The sequence below is a fragment of the Nioella sp. MMSF_3534 genome (assembly GCF_030732985.1).
In the GTDB taxonomy this organism is placed as follows: Bacteria; Pseudomonadota; Alphaproteobacteria; order Rhodobacterales; family Rhodobacteraceae; genus Nioella.
On sequence record NZ_JASHJX010000017.1, the window covers coordinates 18,962 to 44,482 of the forward strand.

At 63.4% G+C, this 25,521-nt stretch carries 23 protein-coding genes and 1 tRNA gene; 14 read left to right on the plus strand and 10 right to left on the minus strand.

Translation table 11 applies throughout. From position 1 onward, the window contains the following. Positions 1 to 8: 8 nt before the first annotated feature. Both RBB16_RS08980 and RBB16_RS08985 read right to left on the minus strand, forming a co-directional pair. Positions 9 to 1,058, minus strand: a complete 1,050-nt coding sequence (locus RBB16_RS08980) for an Ldh family oxidoreductase (RefSeq protein WP_306045843.1) — start codon at positions 1,056 to 1,058, stop codon at positions 9 to 11. A 75-nt stretch (positions 1,059 to 1,133) separates the two neighbouring features. Beyond that, the gene (locus tag RBB16_RS08985; protein ID WP_306045844.1) at positions 1,134 to 2,132 is read right to left on the minus strand and encodes an acyltransferase family protein; all 999 of its coding nucleotides are present in this window, start codon (positions 2,130 to 2,132) and stop codon (positions 1,134 to 1,136) included. Between the two features lie 265 nt (positions 2,133 to 2,397). Here RBB16_RS08985 and RBB16_RS08990 point away from each other — a divergent pair, with 265 nt between their 5' ends. The 6 genes from RBB16_RS08990 to RBB16_RS09015 are packed head-to-tail and all read left to right on the plus strand — an operon-like array spanning position 2,398 to position 8,962. Further along, complete coding sequence (locus tag RBB16_RS08990) at positions 2,398 to 3,438, plus strand: rod shape-determining protein (RefSeq protein WP_071689319.1); 1,041 nt, start codon at positions 2,398 to 2,400, stop codon at positions 3,436 to 3,438. A 34-nt stretch (positions 3,439 to 3,472) separates the two neighbouring features. Then, entirely contained in the window at positions 3,473 to 4,414 is a 942-nt protein-coding gene (gene mreC / locus RBB16_RS08995) for a rod shape-determining protein MreC (protein WP_306045845.1), read from the plus strand. Beyond that, positions 4,407 to 4,940 (plus strand): hypothetical protein, encoded by a 534-nt coding sequence (locus tag RBB16_RS09000; protein WP_071689325.1) that lies wholly within the window; start codon positions 4,407 to 4,409, stop codon positions 4,938 to 4,940. Before mreC ends, RBB16_RS09000 begins: the two co-directional genes overlap by 8 nt. Beyond that, a complete protein-coding gene (gene mrdA, locus RBB16_RS09005; protein WP_306045846.1) occupies positions 4,937 to 6,883 on the plus strand; it encodes a penicillin-binding protein 2 in 1,947 nt (648 codons plus the stop codon). Before RBB16_RS09000 ends, mrdA begins: the two co-directional genes overlap by 4 nt. Next, positions 6,880 to 8,019 (plus strand): rod shape-determining protein RodA, encoded by a 1,140-nt coding sequence (gene rodA / locus RBB16_RS09010; RefSeq protein WP_306045847.1) that lies wholly within the window; start codon positions 6,880 to 6,882, stop codon positions 8,017 to 8,019. The genes mrdA and rodA overlap by 4 nt, the downstream gene beginning before the upstream one ends. Before the next feature lie 10 nt (positions 8,020 to 8,029). Next, the gene (locus RBB16_RS09015; protein WP_306045848.1) at positions 8,030 to 8,962 is read left to right on the plus strand and encodes a glyoxylate/hydroxypyruvate reductase A; all 933 of its coding nucleotides are present in this window, start codon (positions 8,030 to 8,032) and stop codon (positions 8,960 to 8,962) included. An 89-nt stretch (positions 8,963 to 9,051) separates the two neighbouring features. Here RBB16_RS09015 and RBB16_RS09020 read toward each other — a convergent pair whose 3' ends face one another. Beyond that, positions 9,052 to 9,840 carry an SseB family protein gene (locus RBB16_RS09020; RefSeq protein ID WP_306045849.1) on the minus strand — a complete coding sequence of 263 codons (789 nt, stop codon included), beginning with the start codon at positions 9,838 to 9,840 and terminating at the stop codon, positions 9,052 to 9,054. After that, positions 9,837 to 10,430: a uracil-DNA glycosylase family protein gene (locus tag RBB16_RS09025; RefSeq protein ID WP_306045850.1), complete on the minus strand. Its 594-nt coding sequence runs from the start codon at positions 10,428 to 10,430 to the stop codon at positions 9,837 to 9,839. Before RBB16_RS09025 ends, RBB16_RS09020 begins: the two co-directional genes overlap by 4 nt. A gap of 162 nt (positions 10,431 to 10,592) precedes the next feature. On the opposite strand from RBB16_RS09025, the gene RBB16_RS09030 reads away from it, so the two are divergent. From RBB16_RS09030 to RBB16_RS09065, 8 genes are all read left to right on the plus strand, one after another. After that, positions 10,593 to 10,931: a metalloregulator ArsR/SmtB family transcription factor gene (locus tag RBB16_RS09030; protein ID WP_306045851.1), complete on the plus strand. Its 339-nt coding sequence runs from the start codon at positions 10,593 to 10,595 to the stop codon at positions 10,929 to 10,931. Then, positions 10,924 to 11,955: a permease gene (locus RBB16_RS09035; protein ID WP_306045852.1), complete on the plus strand. Its 1,032-nt coding sequence runs from the start codon at positions 10,924 to 10,926 to the stop codon at positions 11,953 to 11,955. The genes RBB16_RS09030 and RBB16_RS09035 overlap by 8 nt, the downstream gene beginning before the upstream one ends. A gap of 277 nt (positions 11,956 to 12,232) precedes the next feature. Beyond that, positions 12,233 to 12,892 carry an ABC transporter ATP-binding protein gene (locus RBB16_RS09040; protein ID WP_306045853.1) on the plus strand — a complete coding sequence of 220 codons (660 nt, stop codon included), beginning with the start codon at positions 12,233 to 12,235 and terminating at the stop codon, positions 12,890 to 12,892. After that, a complete protein-coding gene (locus RBB16_RS09045; protein WP_071689334.1) occupies positions 12,870 to 14,534 on the plus strand; it encodes a capsule biosynthesis protein in 1,665 nt (554 codons plus the stop codon). The genes RBB16_RS09040 and RBB16_RS09045 overlap by 23 nt, the downstream gene beginning before the upstream one ends. A gap of 3 nt (positions 14,535 to 14,537) precedes the next feature. Beyond that, on the plus strand, positions 14,538 to 15,371 hold the full coding sequence (gene kdsA / locus RBB16_RS09050; protein ID WP_306045854.1) for a 3-deoxy-8-phosphooctulonate synthase: 834 nt from the start codon (positions 14,538 to 14,540) through the stop codon (positions 15,369 to 15,371). A gap of 18 nt (positions 15,372 to 15,389) precedes the next feature. Continuing rightward, positions 15,390 to 16,886: a phosphomannomutase/phosphoglucomutase gene (locus tag RBB16_RS09055; RefSeq protein WP_306045855.1), complete on the plus strand. Its 1,497-nt coding sequence runs from the start codon at positions 15,390 to 15,392 to the stop codon at positions 16,884 to 16,886. Between the two features lie 140 nt (positions 16,887 to 17,026). Next, positions 17,027 to 18,349 (plus strand): mechanosensitive ion channel family protein, encoded by a 1,323-nt coding sequence (locus tag RBB16_RS09060; protein WP_306045856.1) that lies wholly within the window; start codon positions 17,027 to 17,029, stop codon positions 18,347 to 18,349. Between the two features lie 74 nt (positions 18,350 to 18,423). Further along, a tRNA-Gln gene (locus RBB16_RS09065) sits at positions 18,424 to 18,498 on the plus strand. 177 nt (positions 18,499 to 18,675) lie between these two features. Here RBB16_RS09065 and RBB16_RS09070 read toward each other — a convergent pair. The 6 genes from RBB16_RS09070 to uxuA all read right to left on the minus strand — a co-directional run bounded on the left by RBB16_RS09070 (position 18,676) and on the right by uxuA (position 25,484). After that, positions 18,676 to 19,764 (minus strand): sn-glycerol-3-phosphate ABC transporter ATP-binding protein UgpC, encoded by a 1,089-nt coding sequence (locus RBB16_RS09070; protein ID WP_306045857.1) that lies wholly within the window; start codon positions 19,762 to 19,764, stop codon positions 18,676 to 18,678. A gap of 13 nt (positions 19,765 to 19,777) precedes the next feature. Further along, a complete protein-coding gene (locus RBB16_RS09075; RefSeq protein ID WP_306045858.1) occupies positions 19,778 to 20,791 on the minus strand; it encodes an NAD(P)-dependent oxidoreductase in 1,014 nt (337 codons plus the stop codon). After that, a complete protein-coding gene (locus RBB16_RS09080) occupies positions 20,791 to 21,864 on the minus strand; it encodes a carbohydrate ABC transporter permease (protein WP_306045859.1) in 1,074 nt (357 codons plus the stop codon). The genes RBB16_RS09075 and RBB16_RS09080 overlap by 1 nt, the downstream gene beginning before the upstream one ends. Further along, positions 21,857 to 22,879: a sugar ABC transporter permease gene (locus RBB16_RS09085; RefSeq protein WP_306045860.1), complete on the minus strand. Its 1,023-nt coding sequence runs from the start codon at positions 22,877 to 22,879 to the stop codon at positions 21,857 to 21,859. The genes RBB16_RS09080 and RBB16_RS09085 overlap by 8 nt, the downstream gene beginning before the upstream one ends. Before the next feature lie 77 nt (positions 22,880 to 22,956). Continuing rightward, the gene (locus RBB16_RS09090; RefSeq protein ID WP_306045861.1) at positions 22,957 to 24,225 is read right to left on the minus strand and encodes an ABC transporter substrate-binding protein; all 1,269 of its coding nucleotides are present in this window, start codon (positions 24,223 to 24,225) and stop codon (positions 22,957 to 22,959) included. A gap of 62 nt (positions 24,226 to 24,287) precedes the next feature. Beyond that, positions 24,288 to 25,484 (minus strand): mannonate dehydratase, encoded by a 1,197-nt coding sequence (gene uxuA / locus RBB16_RS09095; RefSeq protein ID WP_306045862.1) that lies wholly within the window; start codon positions 25,482 to 25,484, stop codon positions 24,288 to 24,290. Between the last annotated feature and the right edge of the window lie 37 nt (positions 25,485 to 25,521).

Consider the following 25,521-nt stretch of genomic DNA (forward strand, 5'->3'; position numbering starts at 1 on the left):
GGCCGTTTTCATCTCTCCGCGCCGATCTCTCGCGCCATCTCTTCGATCGCGGCCCAGATCCTGCCTGGCACCATCAGCGGCTTTCCCTGCGCGGCGGCGCAAAGGTCGCGCTCCCGCTCACCCGGAACCTGCACCGGCCCGCGCCCTTCGGCGGGGGCAGACACCCGGATTTCCGCCAGAATTTCTTCCGCCACCGCCTGCATCGCCGGGGCTTCGTGGTAGCGGCGGCAATCCAATGCCAGCACCAGCCAGTTGATCTCGCCCTTCAGGACCGGCCCCAGCATCGCCTCGCCCACCAGTTCCGCGATCAGCGCCAAACCGTAGCCCAAAGGCCCGCCCTTGGGCAGGATCGCCCCGCCGTTGAAATAATCCTCCGGGTTGCAGGACGGCGCGCCGTTGCGGTCGACGATCAGCCCCTCGGGCAGGTCCACCCCGGCGGCCCGCGCGGCGTAAATCCAGCCCCCCGCCGCCTGCGAGGTGGCGATGTCGATCACCACCGGGCCACGGTCCCCGCCCGGCATGGCGATGCAGAACGGGTTTGTCGGCAACAGCGCCTCGCGCCCGCCATAGGGGGCCACCATGCGCCAACGTTTGCGGTTGCCGCCGCCAAGCGCAATGGACAGGCAGCCACGCCGCGCCGCGATCTCACCGAACGCCCCAAGCCGCCCGGTATGACCCGCCCCAAGAACGCCCACGGCAGACAGCCCATGGTCCAGCGCCGCCTCTGCGGCCAGTTCATGCGCGATCCGCATCGCGGGAATGCCTATGCCGCCATGGGCCTGAACCGTCAGCCGCCCGCCCTCTTGCCGCAGGATCTCTGGCCGCGCCCTGGGGTCGAGCGTGCCATCCAGCATCTCCCGCGTGTATTGCAGCACCCGCACGATGCCATGGGATTCGACGCCGCATTGATCCGCCTCGACCAGATGATCGGCCACCTCGCGCGCAACATCTGGCGCGGCCCCGGCGGCCCGAAACAGGCTGACCGCCATGCCAGCCGCAATATCCGGCGCAACGGCAACCCTGTCCCCCACCCTCAGCTTCCCGGTTTCCTGGGTCATGCGCCTGTCGCTCCTGCCTTACCGTTATGGAACGGTGGCACAGAGATGCGAATACCGCAGCAGCTTTTTGCGCGGTCAGGGCAGAATTCGAAGGCGCTGCCCGATCCACATCCAGACAGGTGCAAGGGCGAAGGTCAGGGCAAAAGTGCCAATCGTCAGCGGCACCGGTCCCCATCCCGTCAACTCGCGCAACGGCAGCAGGTACAGCGGATGACTGAGATAGACGACCATCGAGATTCGCCGGGGGTCGAACCCCGGCAGGGACAGGGGCAGATCGCGGACCGATACAAACAGAACCGGCGTCAGCACGAAGGCTGAAAAGGTGAGGTCATAGAAGCCATCGGGATCCAGGCTGCGATATTCCAGCGTGGTTTCGACGATCATCATCGCCACCGCCAGAAGCAGGAACGCAAAACGCCGTCTCGGGCCGATCCCGGCCAGCAACCGCCCCCGCGCGATCAGCAGGCCAAGCGCAAGGAAGGGAAAGCCGTAGAACAGGAAATTCCGTGTCAGAACCAGAAGGTCATAGGGATTCCGCATCGCGGACAGGTCAAGGAAGATGTTCTCGGCATATTGCACCGTCCCACCGATGCAGAACAGAACCGCCGCCAGCGTCATAAGCACCCCGTCGGACAGGTTCCGTGCGGCATGAAGCAGGATCATCCCACCGATCAGCGCCGGAAGGTACCACAGGTGGAAGAAACCGAAGAACAGCGTCAATCCAAGCCGGTACAGGCTGATTTCCTGATAGAACAGGATGAAGGGCAGAAAGACGAGGCTCCAGCCCAGGTAGACGCGCATCACGCGCCAGACCCAGGCGCCAATACCCTTCGCCATCTGCCGGTCAAAGAAATAGCCCGTGGTCAGCAGGAAGAACGGCACGATCACCCGCGCAAAGCCATTGTTGAAATAGAAATGCGCCGCCGGGCTGACCGCCTGAAGGCTGGCGCAATGGGCCATGACGACCATCAACGCCAGCACCAGCCGGGCGGCGTCGATGCCCCCGTTCCTGAGGCCTCCTGCCGTGCTGGCGGAGGGTATCTGCAAATGCCGGGACGCGGTCATGACTGCCATGATCCTCGATTCATCCATGTCTGCTCAAGATCGGGGTTCACCCCTAGGGCCCAAGTTTGCTTTCATTGTCCCGAAATGTGGAATTATTCATGGCCATCTCTGGACGGCCTACGGCGGAAATGCGCTGATTTCTTTCAAAGCAAGCCTTTACCTGCCCTACCCCACCGGCCTATATGCGATGCGGTCTGCGGGGCCGATTGCGCCCGAGTCTCTCGCAGGTGCCAATAAACCACATCGCGCGCATAGAAGCAGGATCTCCTCAACCATGTTCGGACTTTTCGGCAGCCTCTTTTCCGCGGACATGGCCATCGACCTGGGCACCGCGAACACGCTGGTCTACGTCAAGGGCAAGGGCGTGGTCCTGAACGAACCTTCCGTTGTGGCCTATCAGATCAAGGACGGGGTCAAGAAGGCGCTGGCCTTTGGCGAAGACGCCAAGCTGATGCTTGGCCGGACGCCGGGCAGCATCCAGGCGATCCGGCCCATGCGCGAAGGGGTGATCGCCGATTTCGACGTGGCCGAAGAGATGATCAAGCATTTCATCCGCAAGGTTCACAAGCGCACCACCTTCACCAAGCCCAAGATCATCGTCTGCGTACCCCACGGCGCGACCCCGGTGGAAAAACGCGCCATTCGCCAATCCGTGCTGTCCGCCGGCGCGCGCAAGGCCGGCCTGATCGCGGAACCCATTGCGGCGGCCATCGGCGCGGGCATGCCGATCACCGACCCGACCGGGTCGATGGTCGTCGATATCGGCGGCGGGACGACCGAGGTGGCGGTTCTGTCGCTGGCCGATATCGTTTACGCCCGATCTGTCCGCGTCGGGGGCGACCGCATGGACGAGGCGATCATCAGCTACCTGCGCCGCCAGCAGAACCTGCTGATCGGCGAGGCCACGGCGGAACGCATCAAGACCTCGATCGGCACCGCCCGCATGCCCGATGACGGGCGCGGCGCGTCGATGCAGATCCGGGGCCGCGACCTTCTGAACGGCGTGCCCAAGGAAACCGAGATCAGCCAGGCCCAGGTGGCCGAGGCGCTTGCCGAACCCGTGCAGCAGATCTGCGAGGCGGTGATGGGCGCGCTGGAAGCCACCCCGCCCGACCTTGCCGCCGATATCGTGGATCGCGGCGTGATGCTGACCGGGGGTGGCGCGCTGCTTGGCGAGCTGGATCTCGCCCTGCGCGAACAGACCGGGCTGGCCATTTCCGTGGCCGATGAAAGCCTCAACTGCGTGGCGCTTGGCACCGGCAAGGCACTGGAATACGAAAACCTTCTGCGCCACGCTATCGACTACGACAGCTGATCGCCGCCCCCCGCGGCCCCGTTAACAGGATCCCATGGCCCGAGAGCGTTCCGACAGCAGCCACATCAGACCCGTCCGGCGCCTGTTGCTGGCGGTTCTGTTCCTGTGCCTCGCGGTCATGGTCCTGATCTGGCGGATCGACAATCCCCGCGTCGAACGGCTGCGCAGCGCCATCACCGACCGGATCGTGCCGAATCTGGAATGGGTCATGGCCCCGGTCACCGCCTTTGGCCGGATGGTGGACGATTTCCAATCCTACACGCGGCTCTATCAGCAGAACGAGGAACTCAGGCGCGAGCTGCAGCAGATGCGATCCTGGCGCGAAGCGGCCTTGCAGCTGGAACAGGAAAACGCCCGCCTGCTCGATCTCAACCGGGTGCAGCTGGACCCGGAACTGACCTATGTGACCGGGCTGGTGCTGGCCGACAGCGGCAGCCCGTTCCGCAGGTCCGTTCTGCTGAATGTCGGGGCACGCGATGGCATTCTGGACGGATGGGCCACGATGGACGGGCTCGGCGTTGTGGGGCGCATCTCGGGCGTGGGCCAGAACACCGCGCGCGTGGTGCTATTGACCGACGCCGCCAGCCGCGTTCCGGTCACGGTCATGCCCTCCAGCCAGCAGGCGCTGTTGATGGGCGACAATACCGGCCTGCCGCTGCTGGAATTCCTGGAGGATATCGAGGATATCTCTCCGGGTGACCGGATTGTCACCTCCGGCGATGGCGGCGTCTTCCCGCCTGGCCTGCTGGTGGGTCATGTGGTGGTGGATCGCGACGGGCGATTGCGCGCCCGCCCCTCTGCCGATTTCTCTCGCCTGAACTTCCTGCGGGTGATGCGCAGCCATCCGGGCACGTCGTTGTCCGACCCCGGCGGGCTGATCGGCCCGCCCTGGCCATTGCCGACAGCAGAGGAGACAGCCCCCAACCCCGAGGCCACTGCCGAAACCGCCCCCCCGGACGAGGCCACCGATGGGTGAGGACGCGCAAAGCCGGATCTGGGGCTATCGGGCCATCTATGTCCTGTTTGGCCTCGCCATTATCTTCTACCGCCTGTTGCCGCTGGAAACCGGCACGCCGGGCCTGCCCGGCCCCGACTTCATCCTCTGCCTCACGCTGGCCTGGGTGCTGCGCCAGCCCATGGCGGTTCCGGTCGGTTTGATCCTGCTTCTGATGCTGCTCGGCGATTTCCTGCTGCAACGCCCGCCGGGCCTGTGGACCGCGCTCGCCATCGGGGCCAGCGAATACCTGCGCAACCGCCGCGCTGGCATCGCGGAAACCCCGTTTCTCTTTGAATGGGGCATGGTTGCGGGCTGCATTCTGGCCATGGTGCTCGGGCAGCGGCTGATCCTCTGGGTGCTTCTGGCCGACCAGCCAAGCCTTGGCCTGTCGCTGATGGAAGGGCTTGCCACGATCGTGATCTACCCGTTGGTTGTCTTGGTCTCGAAATTCGCCTTGGGACTGGATAAGTTGCCGGTAGTGGAATCAGAGCCCGGGCGGCCATGAAACGATCCCAGAAAGAAGCCGAGGACAGCGCCCGCAAGATCACGCGGCGATCCATGATCATGGGCGGCTTCATGCTGCTGACAGGCGGCATCCTCGCCGCCCGGATGCGCTATCTTCAGGTGGAACGCGCCGATGATTTCCGCCTGCTGGCCGAGGAAAACCGCATCCGCATCGACCTGCTGCCACCCGCGCGCGGGCTGATCTATGACCGCTACGGGCAGCTTCTGGCCGACAATGAACAGAATTACACCGTGGTGATGGTGCGCGAGAATGTCGAGGATGTGGACGCGGTGCTGGACCGCCTGTCGCATATCATCAATATCGACATGGCCTCGCTGAACCGCGCCCGCGAGGACATGATGGCCCGCGCGCCGCATGTGCGCGTGACACTGGCGGACCGGCTCAGTTGGGACGAATTCGCCTCGGTCGCCGTCAATGCGCCCGCCCTGCCCGGCATCACGCCCGAGGTGGGCCTGTCGCGGATCTACCCGTTCGGCGCCGATTTCGCCCATGTCGTGGGCTATGTGGGCCCGGTATCGGATTACTATCTGGAAAGCACCGGCGACACCGACCCGATCCTGCAAACCCCCGATTTCCAGGTTGGCCGCTACGCGGTCGAGGCGCGGATGGAACAGGATCTGCGCGGCGAGGCGGGCAATCTCTGGGTCGAGGTCAATTCCGCCGGGCGCGTCATGCGCGAATTGGACCGCGAAGCGCCCGTTCCCGGCGGTGACCTGCAACTGACCATCGACACCGGCTTGCAGAACTATGCACAGGCCCGGCTTGGCAATGAAAGCGCCTCTGCCGTGGTGATGGAGGTCGAGACCGGCGAGGTGCTGGCGCTGGCCTCCTCGCCCTCTTATGACCCCAATCTCTTCGTGCGCGGCATCTCGGTCGCCGAATACAGCAGCCTGACGGAAAACCCCTATCGCCCGCTGGCCAGCAAGACCGTGCAGGGCCTCTATCCGCCGGGGTCCACCTTCAAGATGGTCACCGCGCTGGCCGGGCTTGAGGCGGGGGTGATCGAGCCCGAGGAAACCATCACCTGCAACGGCTTCGTGGAACTGGGCACCCGCCGCTTCCACTGCTGGCGCCGGGGCGGTCACGGGCGCATGAACATGGTCGACGGGCTGTCCCAGTCCTGCGACGTCTACTACTACGATCTGGCGCAACGGGTCGGGATCGAGGCGATTGCCGCCATGGCCCGCCGTCTCGGGCTTGGGATGCGCCACGACCTGCCCCTGTCCGGTGTCGCGTCGGGGCTGATCCCGTCTCGGGAATGGAAGCTGGCCAACCGGGGCAGCGAATGGGTGGTGGGCGACACGCTCAACGCCTCGATCGGGCAGGGACTGGTGCTCAGCTCGCCCCTGGAACTTGCGGTCATGACCAGCCGCCTGGCCACCGGGCGGCAGATCCTGCCGCAACTGGTCCGCACCCTGAACGGCGTCAATCGACGGATGGATTCCTTCGCCGAGCTGGATATTCCCGCAGCGCATCTCGACGTCATCCGCCAGGGCATGTGGTCGGTGACCAATTTCCGCCGGGGGACGGCCTTTGGCGCGCGCGTCACCGAAGAGGGATACGAGATCGCCGGCAAGACCGGCACCAGTCAGGTCCGCAACATCACCGCCGCCGAACGGGAGGCCGGGGTCACCGCCAACGAGGATCTGCCCTGGGAGCGCCGCGACCACGCGCTCTTCGTGGGCTACGCCCCCGTCGAAAACCCGCGCTACGCCGTCAGCGTCGTGGTGGAACATGGCGGCGGCGGATCGGCCGTGGCCGCCCCCATTGCCCGCGATCTGCTGCTGCGCGCCATGTATGGCGAACTGCCGCCGCTCTCGGCCTACCCGGTGGGTCTGCGGCGCGAGATCGAAGAGATGCATGACAACATGGACCTGCTGCCGCTGGAAGTCCTGCGAAGCACGGGCCAGGTCCGGGCATGAGCTATCTTGAATACACCCAGAAGGCCACGCCGACGGGGCTGCGCAAGGTGCTGTACCTGAACTGGGCGCTGATCCTCCTGCTGACGGCGGTGGCCTGCGTGGGCTTCCTGATGCTCTATTCCGTTGCCGGTGGCTCCATGCGCCCCTGGGCCGGGCCGCAGATGCAGCGCTTTACGCTCGGCCTCACCGCAATGATGATCGTCGCCTTCACCCCCATCTGGTTCTGGCGCAATGTCTCGGCGCTGGCCTATGGCCTGTCGTTGATCCTGCTTCTGCTGGTAGAGTTCTTCGGCACCGTCGGCATGGGCGCACAGCGCTGGATCGACCTCGGCTTCATGCGCCTGCAACCGTCGGAACTGACCAAGATCACCGTGGTGATGCTGCTGGCCGCCTATTACGACTGGCTCGATATCCGCAAGGTCTCTCGTCCGCTCTACGTGCTGATCCCGGTCGCGATCATCCTCTTGCCGACCTTCCTGACCTTCATCCAGCCCGACCTCGGCACCGCTTTGCTGATCCTTGTAGGCGGCGCGGCGGTGATGTTCTGCGCGGGCGTCCACTGGGCCTATTTCGCCGCCGTCATCGCCTCGGCAGGCGGTATCGTGACCGCCGTCTTCGCCTCTCGCGGCACCGCCTGGCAACTTTTGCAGGACTACCAGTATCGCCGGATCGACACGTTTCTGGACCCGTCCTCGGACCCGCTCGGCGCGGGCTACCACATTACCCAGAGCCAGATTGCCCTCGGCTCCGGCGGCTGGACAGGCCGGGGCTTCATGCAGGGCACCCAGATCCGCGGCGACTTCCTGCCAGAGGCACAGACCGATTTCATCTTCCCCACGCTGGCCGAAGAGTTCGGCTTCGTCGGCGCGGCCTCGCTTCTGGGGCTTTATCTGCTGATCCTGCTGTTCTGCATCGTCACCGCGATCCAGACGAAGGACCGTTTCAGCTCGCTGGTCACGCTTGGGGTGACGGCCACGTTCTTCCTCTACTTCGCCATCAACATGTCGATGGTGATGGGACTGGTGCCCGTCGTGGGGGTGCCGCTGCCGCTGGTCAGCTATGGTGGCTCGGCAATGCTTGTGCTCATGGCCGCTTTCGGGTTGGTTCAGTCAGCACATGTGCACCGCCCCCGCTGAAGGATCTGACATGCTGACCATTCTTTTCGCCGCCCGCCCGGACAGTTGGGGCGAGTACGAGGCCCCGCTCAACCGCGCCATTGCCGCCGCCGGTTTCACGGAGTTCCGCGTGGTGACCGAGGCCCCCCCGGAGGAGGTCGATTACATCGTCTACGCCCCCAACAGCGACCTTCAGGATTTCTCGGGCTTCCCCCGGCTGAAGGCGATCCTCAGCCTCTGGGCCGGGGTGGAAAAGATTATCGGCAATCCCACGATCACCGTGCCGCTCTGCCGGATGGTCGATACCGGCCTGCGCGAGGGGATGCGCGAATGGGTGACCGGCCATGTGCTGCGGTATCATCTGGGGATGGATGCCCACATCACCGGCGCACCGGGCCTGTGGGATCCGGTGGCGCCGCCGCTCGCCCGCAACCGGACCGTGGCGATCCTGGGTCTGGGAGAGCTTGGCACAGCCTGCGCTGAGACGATTCTGGCGCTCGGGTTCAACGTGACCGGGTGGAGCCGCAGTCCCAAGTCCATTCCCGGCGTGACCTGCTTTCACGGGGAGGATGGGTTGATCGACTGCCTGTCCAGCGCCGAGATCGTGGTGCTCCTCCTGCCCGATACGCCCGCCACCCAGAACACGCTGAATGCCCGCACCCTGGCCGCGATGCCGCACGGGGCCTTCGTCATCAATCCCGGACGCGGCCCGCTGATCGACGACGAGGCGCTGCTTGCGGCGCTCGACAGCGGCCAGATCGCCCATGCCACGCTCGATGTCTTCCGGGTGGAACCCTTGCCCGCAGATCACCCCTATTGGCACCATCCACAGGTCACCGTCACCCCGCATATCGCGTCGGAAACCCGGCCCGAAACGGCAGCGGAAGTCATCGCCGAGAACATCCGGCGGTCCGAATCCAGCGCGCCCCTTCTGCATCTCGTGGACCGGTCCGCGGGTTACTGAGCCCGGCAAAACGGCGTTTCGTCTGCACGGGGGGTGTACGGGGGGTGTACAGGGGGTGTACGCATGGTGACCGGCCAAATCCCCCGGTATCAGCGCAGTTTCGGTGGCTTCCCCGGATCCATCCCCGGCGCGGTGCCCGGCACTTGTTCCGGTCTTTCCGGCTCTGGCAAATCAAAGCGAAGCCCTGTTTTCGCCAGCGATGCGCAGACCGGATCTGACGCCCGAAAGAAGCCCACATCCATCACCCCGGCCTCGATTCCCGAGAACGTCAACGCCTCTCCCGCCGCCCGCGCCAATGCCGGCTCCGCCCCCGGAACCGGATCGACAAAAGCCAGCAGATGCGATTTCCGACCGCCCGAGTAGGTCACGCCACACAGGTACGCCAACCGCGCAAGTCCCTGAGCCGTAACAAGTTTTGCATCCAACGCCGTGATTAGTGCCTCCGGCAATCCGACAGGCGCGCTGATTTCCTCGGGCGTTTCCTCGATCTCGTCCGGGGCTTCGGCCAGGGTCGCGGCAAGCCAGTCCACCGCCTCGGATGGTACGAGGATCGAAGCCTCGGCACCGGGGTTCACCGCCAATCCAATGCCCTGCCCCGCCACCATCGCCGCCAAGCCCCGGCCCGACAGAACCGCATAGGGTGCGCTGCCCTCGGCAAACTCGGCAAGACGTTCTTCACGATCGAAAACAAGCACATAGCTGGCATCCTCAACAGGAAAGACCTGCGGAGTGATCTCATCGCCACCCGCGTCCTCCGCAAGCGCGAGGAACAGTTCGCTATCTGCCAACCGCTCGTAGAAGCGCAGCCGTGCTGCATCATCCTCGGGCGCGGCATTCATCGCGGCAAGCGCGCCGTCAATCGGGGTTGTCTCGGTCATGGCTTCAGCACCTCCAGGACGCGGGCGCGCAGGGCGGGCAGAAGTTCTGCCTCGAACCACGGGTTCCGCTTCATCCACGCGGTATTGCGCCAGGACGGGTGGGGCAAGGGGATCACGCGGGGCGCATGGTCGCGCCAGGCTGCGACGCGGGCGGTGACAGTGGCCTTGCCCGGCAGGTGCCAGCCGTGTGCATACGCCCCGATCAATAGCGTCAGTTTTATCTGCGGCAGCAGATCCAGCACCCGAGCGCGCCATGTCCTTGCGCAGATCGGCGGCGGTGGAAGATCAGAACCCCTCGCGTCATATCCCGGAAAGCAGAAGGCCATGGGGACAATCGCGACCCGGTCCCGGTCATAGAAGACGTCCTCATTCACCCCCATCCACTGGCGCAGCCGATCCCCTGACGGATCGGTGAAGGGCTTGCCTGACCGATGCACCCGCATCCCCGGTGCCTGCCCGGCAATCAAAAGCCGCGCGCTAGGCCCTGCCCAAAGCACCGGGCGGGGCGAATGGGCCGTCTGAGTTGCCGCAAAGCGGTCGGAGCAAAGGCGGCAGCGGGTGATCTCTTGTGTCAGTTGATCAAAGCTCATACCGGCAGGAAAGCGCGATGCGCCCGGAAAGGAAAGGGCCAACCGGCCTGCTGTACCGACCCGACGGCGCCCATGGCTGGAATCGTGCAGGAGCACCGACACCGAAAAATCACGCGCGCTTGGGGGTGGACAAGATTTCGTTATTTCTATAATTATAGAATCATGAAACAGAGCACTCCCCCCCCCGCCCTCATATTCGCGGCCTCTGCCTTTGCGGCGCTTGGGTCCGAGCAACGGCTATCCATCTTGCGGCGGCTTGTTCGTGCGGGGCCGGAGGGGCTGCCGATCGGGGAACTGGGTGAGGCCGTGGGGATCACCGGATCGGTATTGACCCACCATCTCAAACAAATGGTGTCCGCCGGTCTTCTACAGCAGCGGCGCGACGGACGCCGGATCATCTGCGCGGTGGATTATGACGAGATCCGCCGCCTCTCGGACTACCTGTTGCAAGAATGCTGCGCCGATCAGGGCGGCCATATTGAAGGAGCCCATCATGGCTGATCTCACGCAATCCCCTGCCCCGCTGCGCGGCCTATGGACCCGATTCGACAAGGTGCTGCTGACCTGCGTCGCTATCGCCCTGGCCATTTTCATGCTGGATCGGGCGGCCTTCGTCCCCTCGATAGCCGAAGCTTTCACCAGCCTTGCCCATACCGGCCCGTTCATCCTGTTTGCCGTTGCCGCCATTGGCGTGATGCGGGCAACCGGGTCAGAACGGCTGCTGGAAGGCGCGTTCGAGGGGCGCGAGGTCCGGATGATCGTTCTGGGGGCACTCGCAGGCGGGTTGTCGCCCTTCTGTTCCTGCGAGGTCATCCCGTTTGTCGCCGCCCTGCTGGCCGCCGGTGCGCCCCTGTCTGCGGTCATGGCCTTCTGGCTGGCCTCCCCCCTGATGGACCCGGCCATGTTCGCGATCACCGCAGGTGCGATCAGCTTTGACTTCGCCCTGGCCAAGACCGTGGCGGCCATTGCCATCGGCCTGTTCGGTGGCTTCAGCCTGATGCTGCTGTCTGGCACTGCCCTGCTTGCGGACCCGCTGAAGGCACAGACGCCGACGGGCTGCGGATCCTGCTGCGGCACGAAGAAACTGAGCCTCAACTGGCGCTTCTGGCAGGAGGCAGACCGCAGGGCCCTGTTTGCCCGCGCTGCATGGGACAACCTGCTGTTCCTCGGCAAGTGGTTGCTGCTGGCCTACCTGTTGCAGGCGCTGCTGATCCGCTACGTGCCCGCCGAGTGGATCGGCACCGCACTTGGCGGCGATGGCATCGGCCCGATCCTGCTTGGCGCAATCCTTGGCGCACCGGCCTATCTGAACGGTTATGCCGCGGTTCCGCTGATCGCGGGCCTGCTGGAACAGGGGATGAGCCCCGGCGCGGCCATGGCCTTCGTGATCGCGGGTGGTGTCAGCTGCATCCCTGCGGCGGTGGCGGTCTGGGCACTGGTCAAACCCAAGATCTTCGCGGCCTACCTGGGTTTTGCCGTGGTCGGCGCCATTCTTGCCGGTCTGAGCTGGGGCTTCATCGCTTGAAGCCTGCGAAACGGTCCCTTCCGCAATCCGTTGCAACCCTTTGCGCAGCGTTTGGAAGGGGCCATCCAGCCCGCAAAGATTAAGAACACGCCCCCATTGCCCTGCCATGGGGGTGATTTGTTAGGAGAAATGACGCAATCCTGTCATATTTCACCCGAAGAGCTTTGAAATCGTTGCCCTAACGGACATAATAGCGCCCAAATGGATAGATAGATTATCCGATAGAAGCCCTGAACTCTTGAATCGGGGCCGTAGATGGCAGCAATACAGGGCGAACATGCTCGAGTTTTCGAATGTCTCAAAGTCCTTCTGGACGGGCACACAGCGCAAGGTCATCCTCGACCGGGCTTCTTTCCGTGTCGAGATGGGGCAATCGCTTGGCATTCTGGCCCCGAACGGCACCGGTAAGACGACGCTGATCAACATGATGGCGGGGCTGGAAAAGCCCGATGAGGGCGAAATCACCCGCGGCTGCCGCATCTCCTTCCCGCTTGGCTTCATGGGTGGGGTCATTCCCAACCTGTCCGCCACGGAAAACAGCCGCTACATCGCACAGCTCTACGGGCTGGATCCCGATTATGTAGAGGCGTTCTGCCGGTGGGTCTGCGACCTGGAGGAATATTTCGACCGTCCGCTCGGCACCTATTCCGCAGGCATGAAGGCCCGGTTCCAGTTTTCGCTGCTTCTGGCGCTGGAATTCGATATATACCTGATCGACGAAGGCATGCCGCGCACGACGGATGCCAATTTCAACCGCAAGGCGGGCACGATCCTTGCGGAACGCCTGAAATCGGCAACCGTCATCATCGTGTCCCACCAGGCGGAAACGCTGGAAAAATTCGCAAGACGCGCCGCCGTGTTGAAGGACGGCCAGTTTTACCAGTTCGACTCGCTCGAAGAGGCTAAGAGACTTTATGACTATGAAACCCAGGGGTAAGAAATTCCGCATCCGGCGCACCGGTCCGACGGCCCCCGCGGGGGAAACGCGCCGCGTGGCCGACGACTCGCTCGACGCACCGACGGATGACGGCTTCGGCAACATGCGGTTCCCGACGGCAGGTGCACCGGCCGGGCAGTCCGCATCCCCGCAACAGCCCGCTCAGCGACAGACGCAAGGCATGTCCATCGAGGAAGAGCTTGCCGCGATCCGATCCGAGGGGCTGACCGGGCGCCAGCTGCGGATGGCCCGGCGCACCGCGCAGAAACACGGGCTGCAACCGGCGTCGGATTTCGACGCGGTGCGGCTGTTGCGCCGGCAGGGGATCGACCCGTTCGAACGGTCCAACATGCTGGAACTTGTGGTCAATGACGGCCAGCAGCGCGCCGAGGCGCAACCGCGCCTGCCCGCAACCGTCCGCCAGCCGAACGTTCCGGCCGCCGCACCGCAGACCGCCCCGGCCATGGCCCCGCCGACGCTGGACGACGCCGCCCGCGCGCAGGAAATCCTGCGCATGCAGCGCGATATCGCCGCCCGTCGCCGCAAGCGGCTGCTCTTGCTGTTCGCGCGTCTGATGGCCTTCGTGATGCTGCCGACGATGCTGGTGGGCTATTACTACTACAACGTCGCGACGCCGATGTACGCGACCACGACCCTGTTCCAGATCCAGAAAGCGGAAAGTGCCAGCCCGGCGGGCGGCCTTGGGGGGCTGCTCGGTGGCACCACCTTTGCCACGGTCCAGGATTCCATTGCGGTGCAAAGCTTCCTCGAAAGCCGCGAGGCGATGCTGCTGCTGGACGAGGAACTGGGCCTGCGAGAGCACTTCTCGGCCCCTGATATCGACCCGCTGAACCGACTGGCTCCCGATGCCTCGACCGAAGACCTCTACGCGCTCTATTCGCGCAATCTGACCATCGGATACGACCCGACCGAAGGCATGGTCCGGATGGAGGTTCTGGCCGCTGACCCGCAACTTTCGGCGGCCTTCTCTCAGGCGCTTCTGCGCTATGCCGAGGAACGCGTCGACCAGATGTCGCACCGCCTGCGCGATGACCAGATGGCCGGAGCGCGCGAAAGCTATGACGCCGCCGAGGACGCGCTCGCCTCTGCGCAGCTGCGCGTGGTCAACCTGCAGGAACAGACAGGTATCCTGAGCTCGGAGGCGGAAGTGGGGGCCCTGTTCAACCAGATCTCCACCTTCGAGATCCAGTTGCAGAACGAACGTTTGCGCCTGGATGAACTGCTGTCGGTCGACCGCCCGAACCAGACCCGCGTGGAAGTGGCCGAACGCAATATTGCCCGGCTGGAGGCCCTGATCGAGGAGCTGCGGTCCTCGATGACCGAGGATGCCAGCAGCCAGGTTTCGCTGGCGCGCATCAGCTCGGAACTTGCCGTGGCACAGGCCGATCTGCAAACCCGCCAACTGATGCTGAGCCAGGCGTTGCAGGCGCTTGAAGGCGCGCGGCTGGAAGCCGAGCGACAGTCGCTCTACCTGACCATCAGCGTGAACCCGGTGGCCCCCGACGAGGCTGCCTTCCCGCGCAAGCTGGAAAACACGCTGCTTGCCTTCCTGATCTTTTCTGGCATTTACCTGATGCTGTCGATGACGGCCTCCATCCTAAGAGAACAGGTATCCGCCTAACCCATGAAACATGTTTCGATCGGAAAGATCACCACCGGCAATGACCTTCCCCTGACGGTCATTGCCGGTCCATGCCAACTGGAAACACTGGACCACGCCCGGATGATTGCCGAGCAGATGGTCGCGGCCAGCGAAAAAGCCGGTGCGCAATACGTGTTCAAGGCAAGCTATGACAAGGCCAACCGCACCAGCCTCGGCGGCAAGCGCGGCGTTGGCATGGACGAGGGTCTGACCATCCTGTCGAAGATCGGCACCGAATTCGGCTGCCCGGTGCTGACCGATATCCATTCCGAGGCGCAATGCGCGCCAGTGGCCCAGGCCGTCGATATCCTGCAAATCCCTGCCTTCCTGTGCCGCCAGACCGACCTGCTGTTGGCCGCAGGCGAAACCGGGGCCGCGATCAACGTCAAGAAAGGTCAGTTCCTGGCCCCATGGGACATGGCCAATGTGGTCAGCAAGCTGGAAAGCACCGGCAATACCCGCCTGCTGCTGACCGAGCGCGGCACCAGTTTCGGCTACAACACATTGGTCGCCGATATGCGCGGCCTGCCGATCATGGCGCAGTCCGGCTATCCGGTGGTGATGGACGCGACCCATTCGGTGCAGCAGCCCGGCGGTCAGGGCGGATCCTCCGGCGGTCAGCGTGAATTCGCCCCGGTGATGGCGCGCGCGGCCGTGTCGCTTGGCATTGCGGCGGTTTTCATCGAAACCCACGAAGACCCGGACAATGCCCCCTCTGACGGGCCGAACATGATCCCTCTGACCCAGATGCAGACCCTTGTGAACAGTCTGATGCAGTTCGATCGGCTGGCAAAAGCCGATCCGATTCGACTCTAAGATCTTACGGAGCCTTTCATGACCAAACCCCATTCCGACGTCACCCAGAATACCTGGGCCTTTTTGCGTGACCCGATGATCGCGCCAACGGGCTTCCGCGAATACGATGCCCGCTGGAAGTTCCCCGATGAGATCAACCTGCCGGGCATCACTGCGCTTGGTCTCGGCCTTGGCACCCAGATGCATGAGGCCGGTATCGAGCCGGTCATCGCAGTGGGCAACGATTACCGCGACTATTCCCTGTCGGTGAAGAATGCTCTGATCCTGGGGCTGATGCAGGCAGGCATCCAGGTAAAGGATATCGGTCCTGCCCTGTCCCCCATGGCCTATTTCGCGCAGTTCCATCTGGATGCGCCCGCCGTGGCCATGGTCACGGCCAGCCACAACCCCAATGGCTGGACCGGGGTGAAGATGGGCTTTCAGCGCCCGTTGACACATGGCCCGGTGGAAATGGCACGTCTGCGTGACATCGTACTTGGCGGCGAAGGCATGGCGCGGCCCGGTGGGGGCTATGAATTCGTTGAAGGCGTGCGCGAGGCCTATCTCGATGACCTCGTGGGTGACTTCAAAATGACCCGCAAACTGCGTGTGGTCTGCGCGACCGGGAACGGTACCGCCTCGGCCTTTGCACCGGAGCTGTTCGAGCGGTTGGGGGTCGAGGTCGTCCCCTCCCACAACGCGCTCGACTACACCTTCCCCAACTACAACCCCAACCCCGAGGCGATGGAGATGCTGCACGACATGTCCGCCACGGTGACGGAAAACGGCGCGGACCTTGCGCTCGGTTTTGACGGGGATGGCGACCGCTGCGGTGTGGTGGACAATGAGGGCGAAGAGATTTTCGCCGACAAGGTGGGCGTGATCATGGCCCGCGATCTGGCCAAGATTTACCCCGGATCGACCTTCGTGGCCGATGTAAAGTCGACCGGGCTTTACGCCTCGGACCCGGAGCTGAAGGCCCATGGTGCCAAGGCGGACTACTGGAAAACCGGTCACAGCCATATGAAGCGCCGGGTGCATGAACTGGGTGCACTGGCGGGGTTCGAGAAATCTGGGCACTACTTCCTGGCCGAACCCATTGGCCGAGGCTACGACTGCGGTATGCGCGTGGCGGTGGAGATCTGCAAGCTGCTCGACCGCAATCCGGACATGTCCATGGCCGACCTGCGCCGCGCGCTGCCGGTCACCTATTCCTCGCCCACCATGTCGCCCTGGTGCGCGGATACCGAGAAATACGATGTGCTGGAGCGGTTGGTGGAGAAGCTGGTCGCGCGCCATGCAGAGGGCGGAACGCTCGGCGGGCAGAAGATCGTGGATGTGGTCACGGTGAACGGCGCCCGCGTGATGTTGGAAAACGGAGGCTGGGGCCTTGTGCGGGCCTCCTCCAATACGCCCAATCTCGTGGTGGTCTGCGAAAGCCCGGCAAGCGAAGAGGAATTACGCGCCATATTCCACGATCTCGATGCGGTGATCCGCACGGAACCCGGCGTCGGAGACTACGACCAGACGATCTGACACGGGCGCGGGGAAGGATCTTGCAAGATCCTTTTAAAAATCCTTGCAAGGATTTTGGCCCGCCCCGCCGCAATGTCACGCTTTCTTGGGCTGCCGAAGCACATTACGCTTTCGGCAGCCCTTTCCATTCGAGATATGCCATGCGCCTTTTCCTGATCCTGCTGTTCCTCGCCATGCCCCTGATCACCCAAGCGCAGGAGGCCACGCAACCGGACACCACCATTTCCGTCGAAAACTCCGTGCAGCAAGATGCCGCCATCGCTGTGCGCATCCGTGAAATCATTCACCAGCTCGACGGGTATGAAAATGTCGCTGTCTATGTCTCGGACGGCATCGTCACGCTGCGCGGCACCACGCTGGACGCGGCCACCGCAGAGGCGCTGACCGGCCTGGTTGCGCGGGTCGAGGGCGTCGTTGCGATCGAAAACGAGGTGAGCGAGACCACGGATGTGGTCGAGCGCCTGACACCCGCCGTCGAGCGGCTTTGGAACAGGCTGGAGCAGACAGTCGCCTTCCTGCCGCTTTTGTTGGTTGCGGTCTTCGCCGGCCTTCTGGTTGCCTGGGCCGGCTACCTGATCGCCCGCCTGAAAAACCCGTGGGACCGGATGGCCCCCAATGCCTTCATCGCCGATATCTACCGCCAGATCGTGCGCCTGTTCTTCGTTGTCCTGGGCGTTGTCCTTGCGCTCGACCTGCTGAACCTGACAGCGCTTCTCTCCACCATTCTCGGGGCCGCCGGGATCGTGGGTCTTGCCATCGGCTTCGCCGTCCGGGACACCGTGGAAAACTTCATCGCCTCCATCATGCTGTCCATGCGTCAACCCTTTCGGCCCAAGGATCTGGTGGAAATCGAAGGCGACACGGGCCACGTCATCCGCCTGACCAGCCGCGCCACGATTCTGCTGTCACCCGACGGCAACCACATCCGCATTCCCAATTCCAAGGTCTTCAGTTCCCGGATCGTGAACTACACCCGCAACGATGAACGCCGATTCACCTTCACCCTCGGGGTCGACGCGAATGCCGATATCGCCGAAGCACAGGAAATCATCCTTGGCGCACTGAATGAACTGCCCTACCTGCTGGAAACTCCCGGCCCCTCGACCTGGGTCGATGAGGTGGGCGACAGCAACATCACCATCACCGCCGCCGGTTGGGTGAAGCAGCACGAAACCGGCCTGTTCATGGCACGAGGCGAGGCGATCCGGCTGGCCAAGGCTCGTCTCGAAGAGGCGGGTATCACCCTGCCGGAACCGACCTACCGCCTGATCACCGATTCAACGATTCGCCCCGCCCCGGCCCAAAGCGCCCAAGCCCCCGGCGACGCGCGGGACGAGGTCGCACCGGTTGTTGCGATGCCGGTTCACGCCGAGGATATGCAGGAATTGCAACGGATTGTAGACGCCGAACGGGCCGAAACGGCGCATGACGATCTTCTGACCCGAGAGGCCCCGCAGGAATAGTCGAACGGGACCGGATTTTTTGACCGAAAGGTCTTGATCCCGCGCGGCGGGCGGCGTAACTAGCGCGTCACGGTTGGGGTGTAGCCAAGCGGTAAGGCAGCGGTTTTTGGTACCGTGTACCGTAGGTTCGAATCCTACCACCCCAGCCAAGTACTTACCGAGATTCGAGACAATCTGCGCCACGATGAATGGCGCACGCACCTGAAAGGGCGGCTGCGAAAGCAGATAGGCTCCTTGTGCAGAATGCCTGCATGTTCTGGCGACCGCGCGCGAAACGGTTCAGCAGGGCTGCTACACACCCAAGCGCGGGTGCAATCCCGGCCCGCCTATGTCGACAACCCGTTTGCCACGGCCTTGCCGTCTGCATCGAAGACATGCATCCGGGCGCGGTCGAAGCTTAGCGACAGGGCCTGGCCCCGCTGGAAGGGCAACTGGCCGCCTTGATGGACCGTGATCTGCGGCAACCCCGGCGCGTCGCAATACAGATAGGTCTCGCCGCCCAGTTGCTCTGTCACGCTGACAGACGCGGACAGCTCGCCGCTGTGATCCGCATGCACCGCGATGTGTTCGGGCCTGACTCCAAGCGTGACCTTGTCGCCATCCGCAAGGGCCGGAACATCCGGTATGGCCAGAAGCGCACCCCCGACATTCAATGCCAGCCCGTTTTCGTCGCGCACGGCGATTCCCTGGAACATGTTCATGCGGGGCGATCCGATGAAACCGGCCACAAATGCATTGCAGGGCTTGTTGTAGAGCTCCAGCGGCGGGCCAACCTGTTCCACCACGCCTTTTTGCAGGACCACGATCTTGTCGGCCAGCGTCATCGCCTCGACCTGATCGTGAGTCACGTAGATCATCGTCCCGCCGATATTCGCGTGCAGCGCCGACAGTTCCTTGCGCATCGTCACGCGCAGTTCCGCATCCAGATTGGACAGGGGTTCGTCGAACAGGAACGCCTTTGGGTCCCGCACGATGGCGCGACCGATGGCAACCCGCTGCCGCTGGCCACCCGACAGGGCCTTGGGTCTGCGATTGAGGTAATCGGTGATCTGCAAAAGCTCCGCCGCCTTGCGCACGCGATCGTCGATCTCCGCCTTCGGCATCTTGGAGTTTTCCAGCCCGAACGCCATGTTCTTGTAGACCGTCATATGCGGGTAGAGCGCATAGGACTGGAACACCATGGCCAGGCCACGATCTGCGGCACCTTTGTGGTTCACGACGGTGCCATCAATCTCGATATCGCCCGAGGTGATATCCTCCAGCCCCGCGATGATCCGCAACAGGGTGGACTTGCCGCAGCCGGAGGGGCCGACAAAGACGCAGAATTCCCCGGAATGAACCTGAAGGTCGATGCCGTGGATCACCTCCACGTCGCCGTAGGATTTCCGCACGTTCTTGAGATGGATTTCGGTCATGGCGTGTCTTTCGTTACCGGCTGCGCATCTTGGCGGCGAATTGCGGATCGGCCTTTTGCATCCGAAGGGGAGGCAGGCCTTTGAGGATCTGGCCGATATCGTCCAGCATCATCTCGCGGATGCGGGCGTAGGAGGCGCGCAGCCCCCCGGCCAGATGGGCGGAAAAGAGAACATTGGGCGTGTCGCGCCAGACATGTCCGGCGGGGACGGGTTCTTCCGGGAAAACATCGACGGCGGCGCGGAAGGCCCCCTCGCCCGCCATGGCGAGGAAATCGTCGAAATCCACGATCTCGGCGCGCGAGGCGAGGATAACGCAGGCATCGCGCCGGATGAGGGACAGCTTCCTGCGGTCGAGAAACCCTTCGTTGTCCGAGGTCACGCCCGCCAGCAGGAAGATCACGTCCGACTTGGCCAGGGCATCGTCCAGCGATACGGGCTGCAAACCTTCGCTTGCCAGGTAGCCGTCAGAGAGCCATGGGTCGTGCACGAGCAACTGCACTCCAAATGGACGCAGCAACGGGGCCAGTGCCCGACCGAGATTACCGTAGCCGATTAACGCAACGGTCGCGCCGTACAGGCTCTCCGCCGTGCCATTGCCGCCGATCCCGTAGGCTTCCTGCCCCGCACGAAACAGCCCGTCGGCTCGGTGCAGACCGCGCAGCAGGCTGATGGACTGGCAGATGCAGAACTCTGCCACGGCGGGGGCCATGGCGGGTGCGGCGCTCAGCACATGAATGCCGCGCGCGTGGCATTCGGCGTAGTCGATATTGGGCTCCCAGTTGGCCTTCACGTTCAGGATGGCGCGCAGGTTCGGGGCGCGGTCCAATCGTTCCTTGGGCATGGCGGTCTGGCCAATCAGAACGGTCATGTCCGACAAATGCTCCTCCACCAGATCATCCGGCGCGCGGCTGCCCCAATGGGCGACAACCCGGCCCATCCCGGCCAGCGCCTCGGCGCAGTCGGGGGTGTAGACCATGGCCTCATTCCGCGGGAACGGGTCCATGAAGATCAACGGTGTGTCACTCATCATTTCATCCCTGAAGAGGCAATGCCGGTCGTGATGAAGCGTTGCAGGAAGGCGAAGACAATCACGACCGGGATCAGGGTCACGACGGTCATGGCGAGAATGTAGTGCCACTGCACGTCCAGTTCCCCCTGGAAGGCATTCAGCCCGACTTGCAGCGTGTAGACCTCGGACCGGTTCAGCACGATCAGCGGCCAGAGGAATTCGTTCCAGCGCCACATGATCGAGAAGATCGCCAGCACCGCTACGGCAGGCATCGCCAAGGGCATCACCACGCGCCAGTAGATCTGCCATTCGGATGCCTTGTCCATCCGCGCCGCCTCGATCAGGTCGCGCGGGATGGTCAGCATGTACTGGCGCAGCAGGAAGACCCCCGTGGGCGTTGCCGCTCCGGGCAGGATGACCGCCCAAAGCGAATTGATCATGCCAAGGTTCGTGACGACGAGGTAAACCGGCACAAGGATCACGGTGATCGGGATCATCAGCGTGCCGATCACGAAGAGCATGATCGCGTTACGCCCCCGGAATTCGTAGATCGACAGGCCGTAAGCCGCCATGGAGTTGATCAGCAGCGTGACCATCGTGGCCGCCGCAGTCACGATCACGGAATTCCACAGGTAACGCATGAAATTGAAACGCTCCAGCGGGTCGCGGTAGTTTTCCCACGCCATGCGCATCTCGCGCACGGGTTCGCGCGTCGCGATCGGGATTTGCAGGCGTTCGCCGGGGTTTTCCGGGTCCACCATCTGCGCCATGATCCCGATCCGCCGGACCTGGGCCAGTTGCTGGACGCTGCCATCTTCCATCGTCACGTCGAAAAGCAGCAGCGGCTCGTCATAGCCCTCCACCTCGACCGAGATCTGCCCAAGCGGAAGGAAGGTCGGCGGAAATTCCTGCAAGCCCGCCGGAGTCTTGAACGAGGACAGGACCAGCCACACCACCGGCGCGAACATCAGGAACAGGCCGAAGCCGAGGTAGCAATAGGTAAATACGTCGGTCCAGTGCATCTTGCCGCGTCCGCGACGGGCACCAAGGAGGGTCTTGACCGAGCGGGGGGATTGCGTCGCATCAGTCATTGTCGCGCCTCCGGGTTGCGGCCAGTTGCGTCAGCGTCAGAATGAACAGCACCACGCCAAGCACCATGGAGGCGGCAGAGGCAAGGCCGAAATTCTGCACCTGGTTGGTGAAGGCAGTGTTGTAGATGTACTGGACGATGAACTGCGTCGCGGTGCCGGGACCGCCGCCGGTCAGCACGTAGACCTCATCGAAGACCTGCACGCCCTTGATCAGCGCCAGCACGATCACCACCAGCATGTTGGGCCACAGAAGCGGCAGGGTGATGCGGAAGAAGACGCGTTCCTTTCTGGTGCCGTCCATCTCGGCGGCCTCGTAAAGATCGGGCTGGATGGCCTGAAGGCCGGCCAGCAGGATCAGCGTGTAGAAGCCCATATGCGCCCAGATCGACACGAACACCGCCCAGAACATCGCCCATTCGGGACTGACGAAGAAGAGGATGCGGTCCAGCCCTATCGAGATCAGGAATGCGTTCAGGATGCCATCGCGCAGCAGGATCCATTTCCAGATCAGCGCAACGACCACCGGCGACAGCAGCACCGGGAAAAAGAACACCGCGCGCCAGAAGCCTCGCCCGCGGATTTCGCGGTTCAGGACCAGTGCGGTGATAAGCGAGAACAGCACCATGAAACTGACCTGGAAGAAGATGAACACCGCGGTGTTGAAGATGCCTTTCCAGAACCTGTCCTCTCGGCAACTGATTGGATCGGCATAGTTGTCGCAATCGAAGAGGAAGCCGTATTGTTCACCTCCGGTATAGGGGCGTTCGCTGATGAAAAGCTCGGTCCCGCCGGTCAGCGAATAGGCGAAATTCATGAACAGCGGAATGATCACGAACATGCCGAAGAAGGCGAGGTTCGGCAAAAGGAAGAGCCACGGCATGCGCCGGATGCCAATCACGTTCTGAATTGCTGTGACGGGATAGTCGATCAGCTTGAACAGGATGCGGATGGGCCATGCCACCACGTTTTGCAGCACATCGCCGATCCCGGTCGCCTTGTCATCCGCATGGGCCATGGGAAGCTTCCATTCTCTTCAGGGGGTGACCGGCCCCACCAGTCAGGCAGGGCCGGCCGATCATCGGATCAGACGCTTCAGCGGTCGCTTTCGGCCAGCTGGTTTGCGATGTCTTCTTCCATCCGTGCATAGGCTTCATCGAGGGTCAGTTCACCCACGATGGCCTCGTTCAGACGAGAGATCAGAGCGTTGAACATCACGCGGTTGGACGGGTAACCCTGAAGGGCGAACGCCACCGGAGAGATGCTCGGAACTGCCCCGGCGAAGGTTGCCAGCGCATGGGCTGCGCGCGGATCATCCGTGTCGAAGTCGATCCCGCTAGAGGCAAGGCCGAGGTGACCCGGAATGAACAGCGTCCGGCCATAGAACTCGGCCAGCACTTCTTCCTGCGCGAGGTAATCCATCAGGATGCCGACCTCTTCCGGGTGTTCGGTATCGCCGATCGCGGCCAGCGCGGCACCGCCGGGCATCCCGGTACAGGCTGCCGGACCACAAGGCGCGGGCACCGCCCACCAGTCGAACGCATCCCCGATGGTGGATGCAAACTGCGGGATCTGCCAGGAACCGGACATGTACATCACGACGTTGGCGTTTGCGAAATCCTCGTTCGCGCCAAGGTAGGACGACCCGGAAACCGAGCCCCAAAGCTCCAGCGACATGGTGCCGTCCTGGTGCCAATCGTAGAGAAGCTGCGCCATGCGCTGAAGGCCCTCGTCGACAAGCGCCGGGTTGCCGTCCGCGTCGAACATCATCGCGCCCTGCGAAATGGCCGGGCCGGCGACACGGTGGCCGGAACGATCCCAGGCCATCGGGATCGGAATGTCGAGCGCGCCCGCCACTTCGTTCACAGCAGCCGCCCAGTCTTCCCAGGTTGCACCGTCGCCTGGCATGTCGACACCGGCCTGTTCAAAGAGCGTGCGGTTCACGTAAGGCCCGGTCACGGTCAGCTGCGTCATGAAGCCGTTGATCGCGTCGCCATCGGGGTCAAGCCAATCAAGGAACGGGCCGAAATTGGTTTCCCAGTATTCCGGGTCCTGAACGTAGGGCCGCAGGTCGAGATAGTACTCTGACAGCCCGCCAAGATCGGTCACGCGGGCGATGTCGGGGCCGTTGCCCGCCGCCAGCTGAATCGGCAGCGATTCCAGAACCGCCTGATAGGGCACCACGTCAAGCGTGACGCTGATCTCGGGATGGGCTTCCTCGAACCGGTCGAGGATCGACTGCATGACCTCGCCCTCGATGCCGTCGTTATACCACATCATGCGCAGTTCGGTCTGTGCCGACGCCGCCCCCGCAACAAGCGCAAAGAGCGAGCTTGCCGCCATAAGTTTCAGTGATCTTCTCATTGTTTCCTCCCTAGGATGGTTGATCGTACTTTGGTTTTGTCCTGCTCTTCGTGTCCCGCATCTCACGCCGGTCGTCGCGACAAGGCCGCCATCACACCGCGTAACTCTGCCATGCCTTTCAGGCGTCCAACGGCCGGATAACCCGGCTGCGCGCCCGCCCCGATATCGGTCAGTATGTCCTGACCGTGATCCGGTCTCATCGGTATCTCTGCATCCGCGCGCCCTTCCGCGCGCCGCCGCGCTTCCTCGGTCAGGATCACGTCGATCACCCCGACCATGTCGACATCACCGCACAGATGCTCTGATTCCATGAAGCTGCACGGTGCTCCCTCCGAGTCACGGATGACGTTGCGCAGGTGAACGAAGTGTATTCTGGGCGCGAGCGCCCGGGCCATCGCCACGCAATCATTGTCCGAACGCGCGCCAAGAGATCCGGTACAGAACGTCGCCCCGAAGGCAGGGCTGTCAACAGCGCCAAGTACGGCCTCGTAATCCTCTAGCGTGGACATGGTGCGCGGCAGTCCCAACAGGGAAAAGGGCGGATCATCGGGGTGACAGCACAGGCGCACCCCGAGCCGTTCGGCCAACGGCACGACCTCGGACAGGAAATCGACATGGATCTGGCGCAGAACGTCAGGCGACAACGCGGCGTAGGTCTGAACCGCGGCACGCACGTCTTCCAGCGTCCAGTGCTCGGCCGCCCCCGGAAGACCCGAGACGACCGCCTGGCTGAGCGCCGCCTTGGTGCCGTCGTCCATTCCGGCCATGACGTCGGCTGCCGCCTGAACGATCTCGGGGACATAGGCCTCGTTGGCACCGGGGCGGGCCAGAATGTGAATGTCAAACGCCGCGAAAGTCGCCAGATCGAACCGCATCGCGGTGCCACCTGACGGCAACGGCGCGCGAAGCTCCGTGCGGGTCCAGTCCAGGACTGGCATGAAATTGTAGCAGATCGTCTCGATCCCGCTGGCCGCCAGCGCTTCGATCGACGCGCGATAGGCGGCAATGTGGGCATCCCAATCCGGCGATTTGGTCTTTATGGCCTCGGAAACCGGGAGGCTTTCGACAACATCCCACGCCAGTGCGCCGTTGGACCCGTCCTCGATCTGGCTTTGCCTTTCTCTAATATCCTCAAGTGTCCACGGCAAACCGGGCGGGACGTGATGCAGGGCCGAAACGATACCCTCGGCACCCGCTTGCATCGCATCGGCCAAGGAAACCTTGTCGTGTGGGCCAAACCATCTCCAAGTTCGCCGCATCTAGTCCTTCTCCCAAGCCCTCATACCGGTATACTAG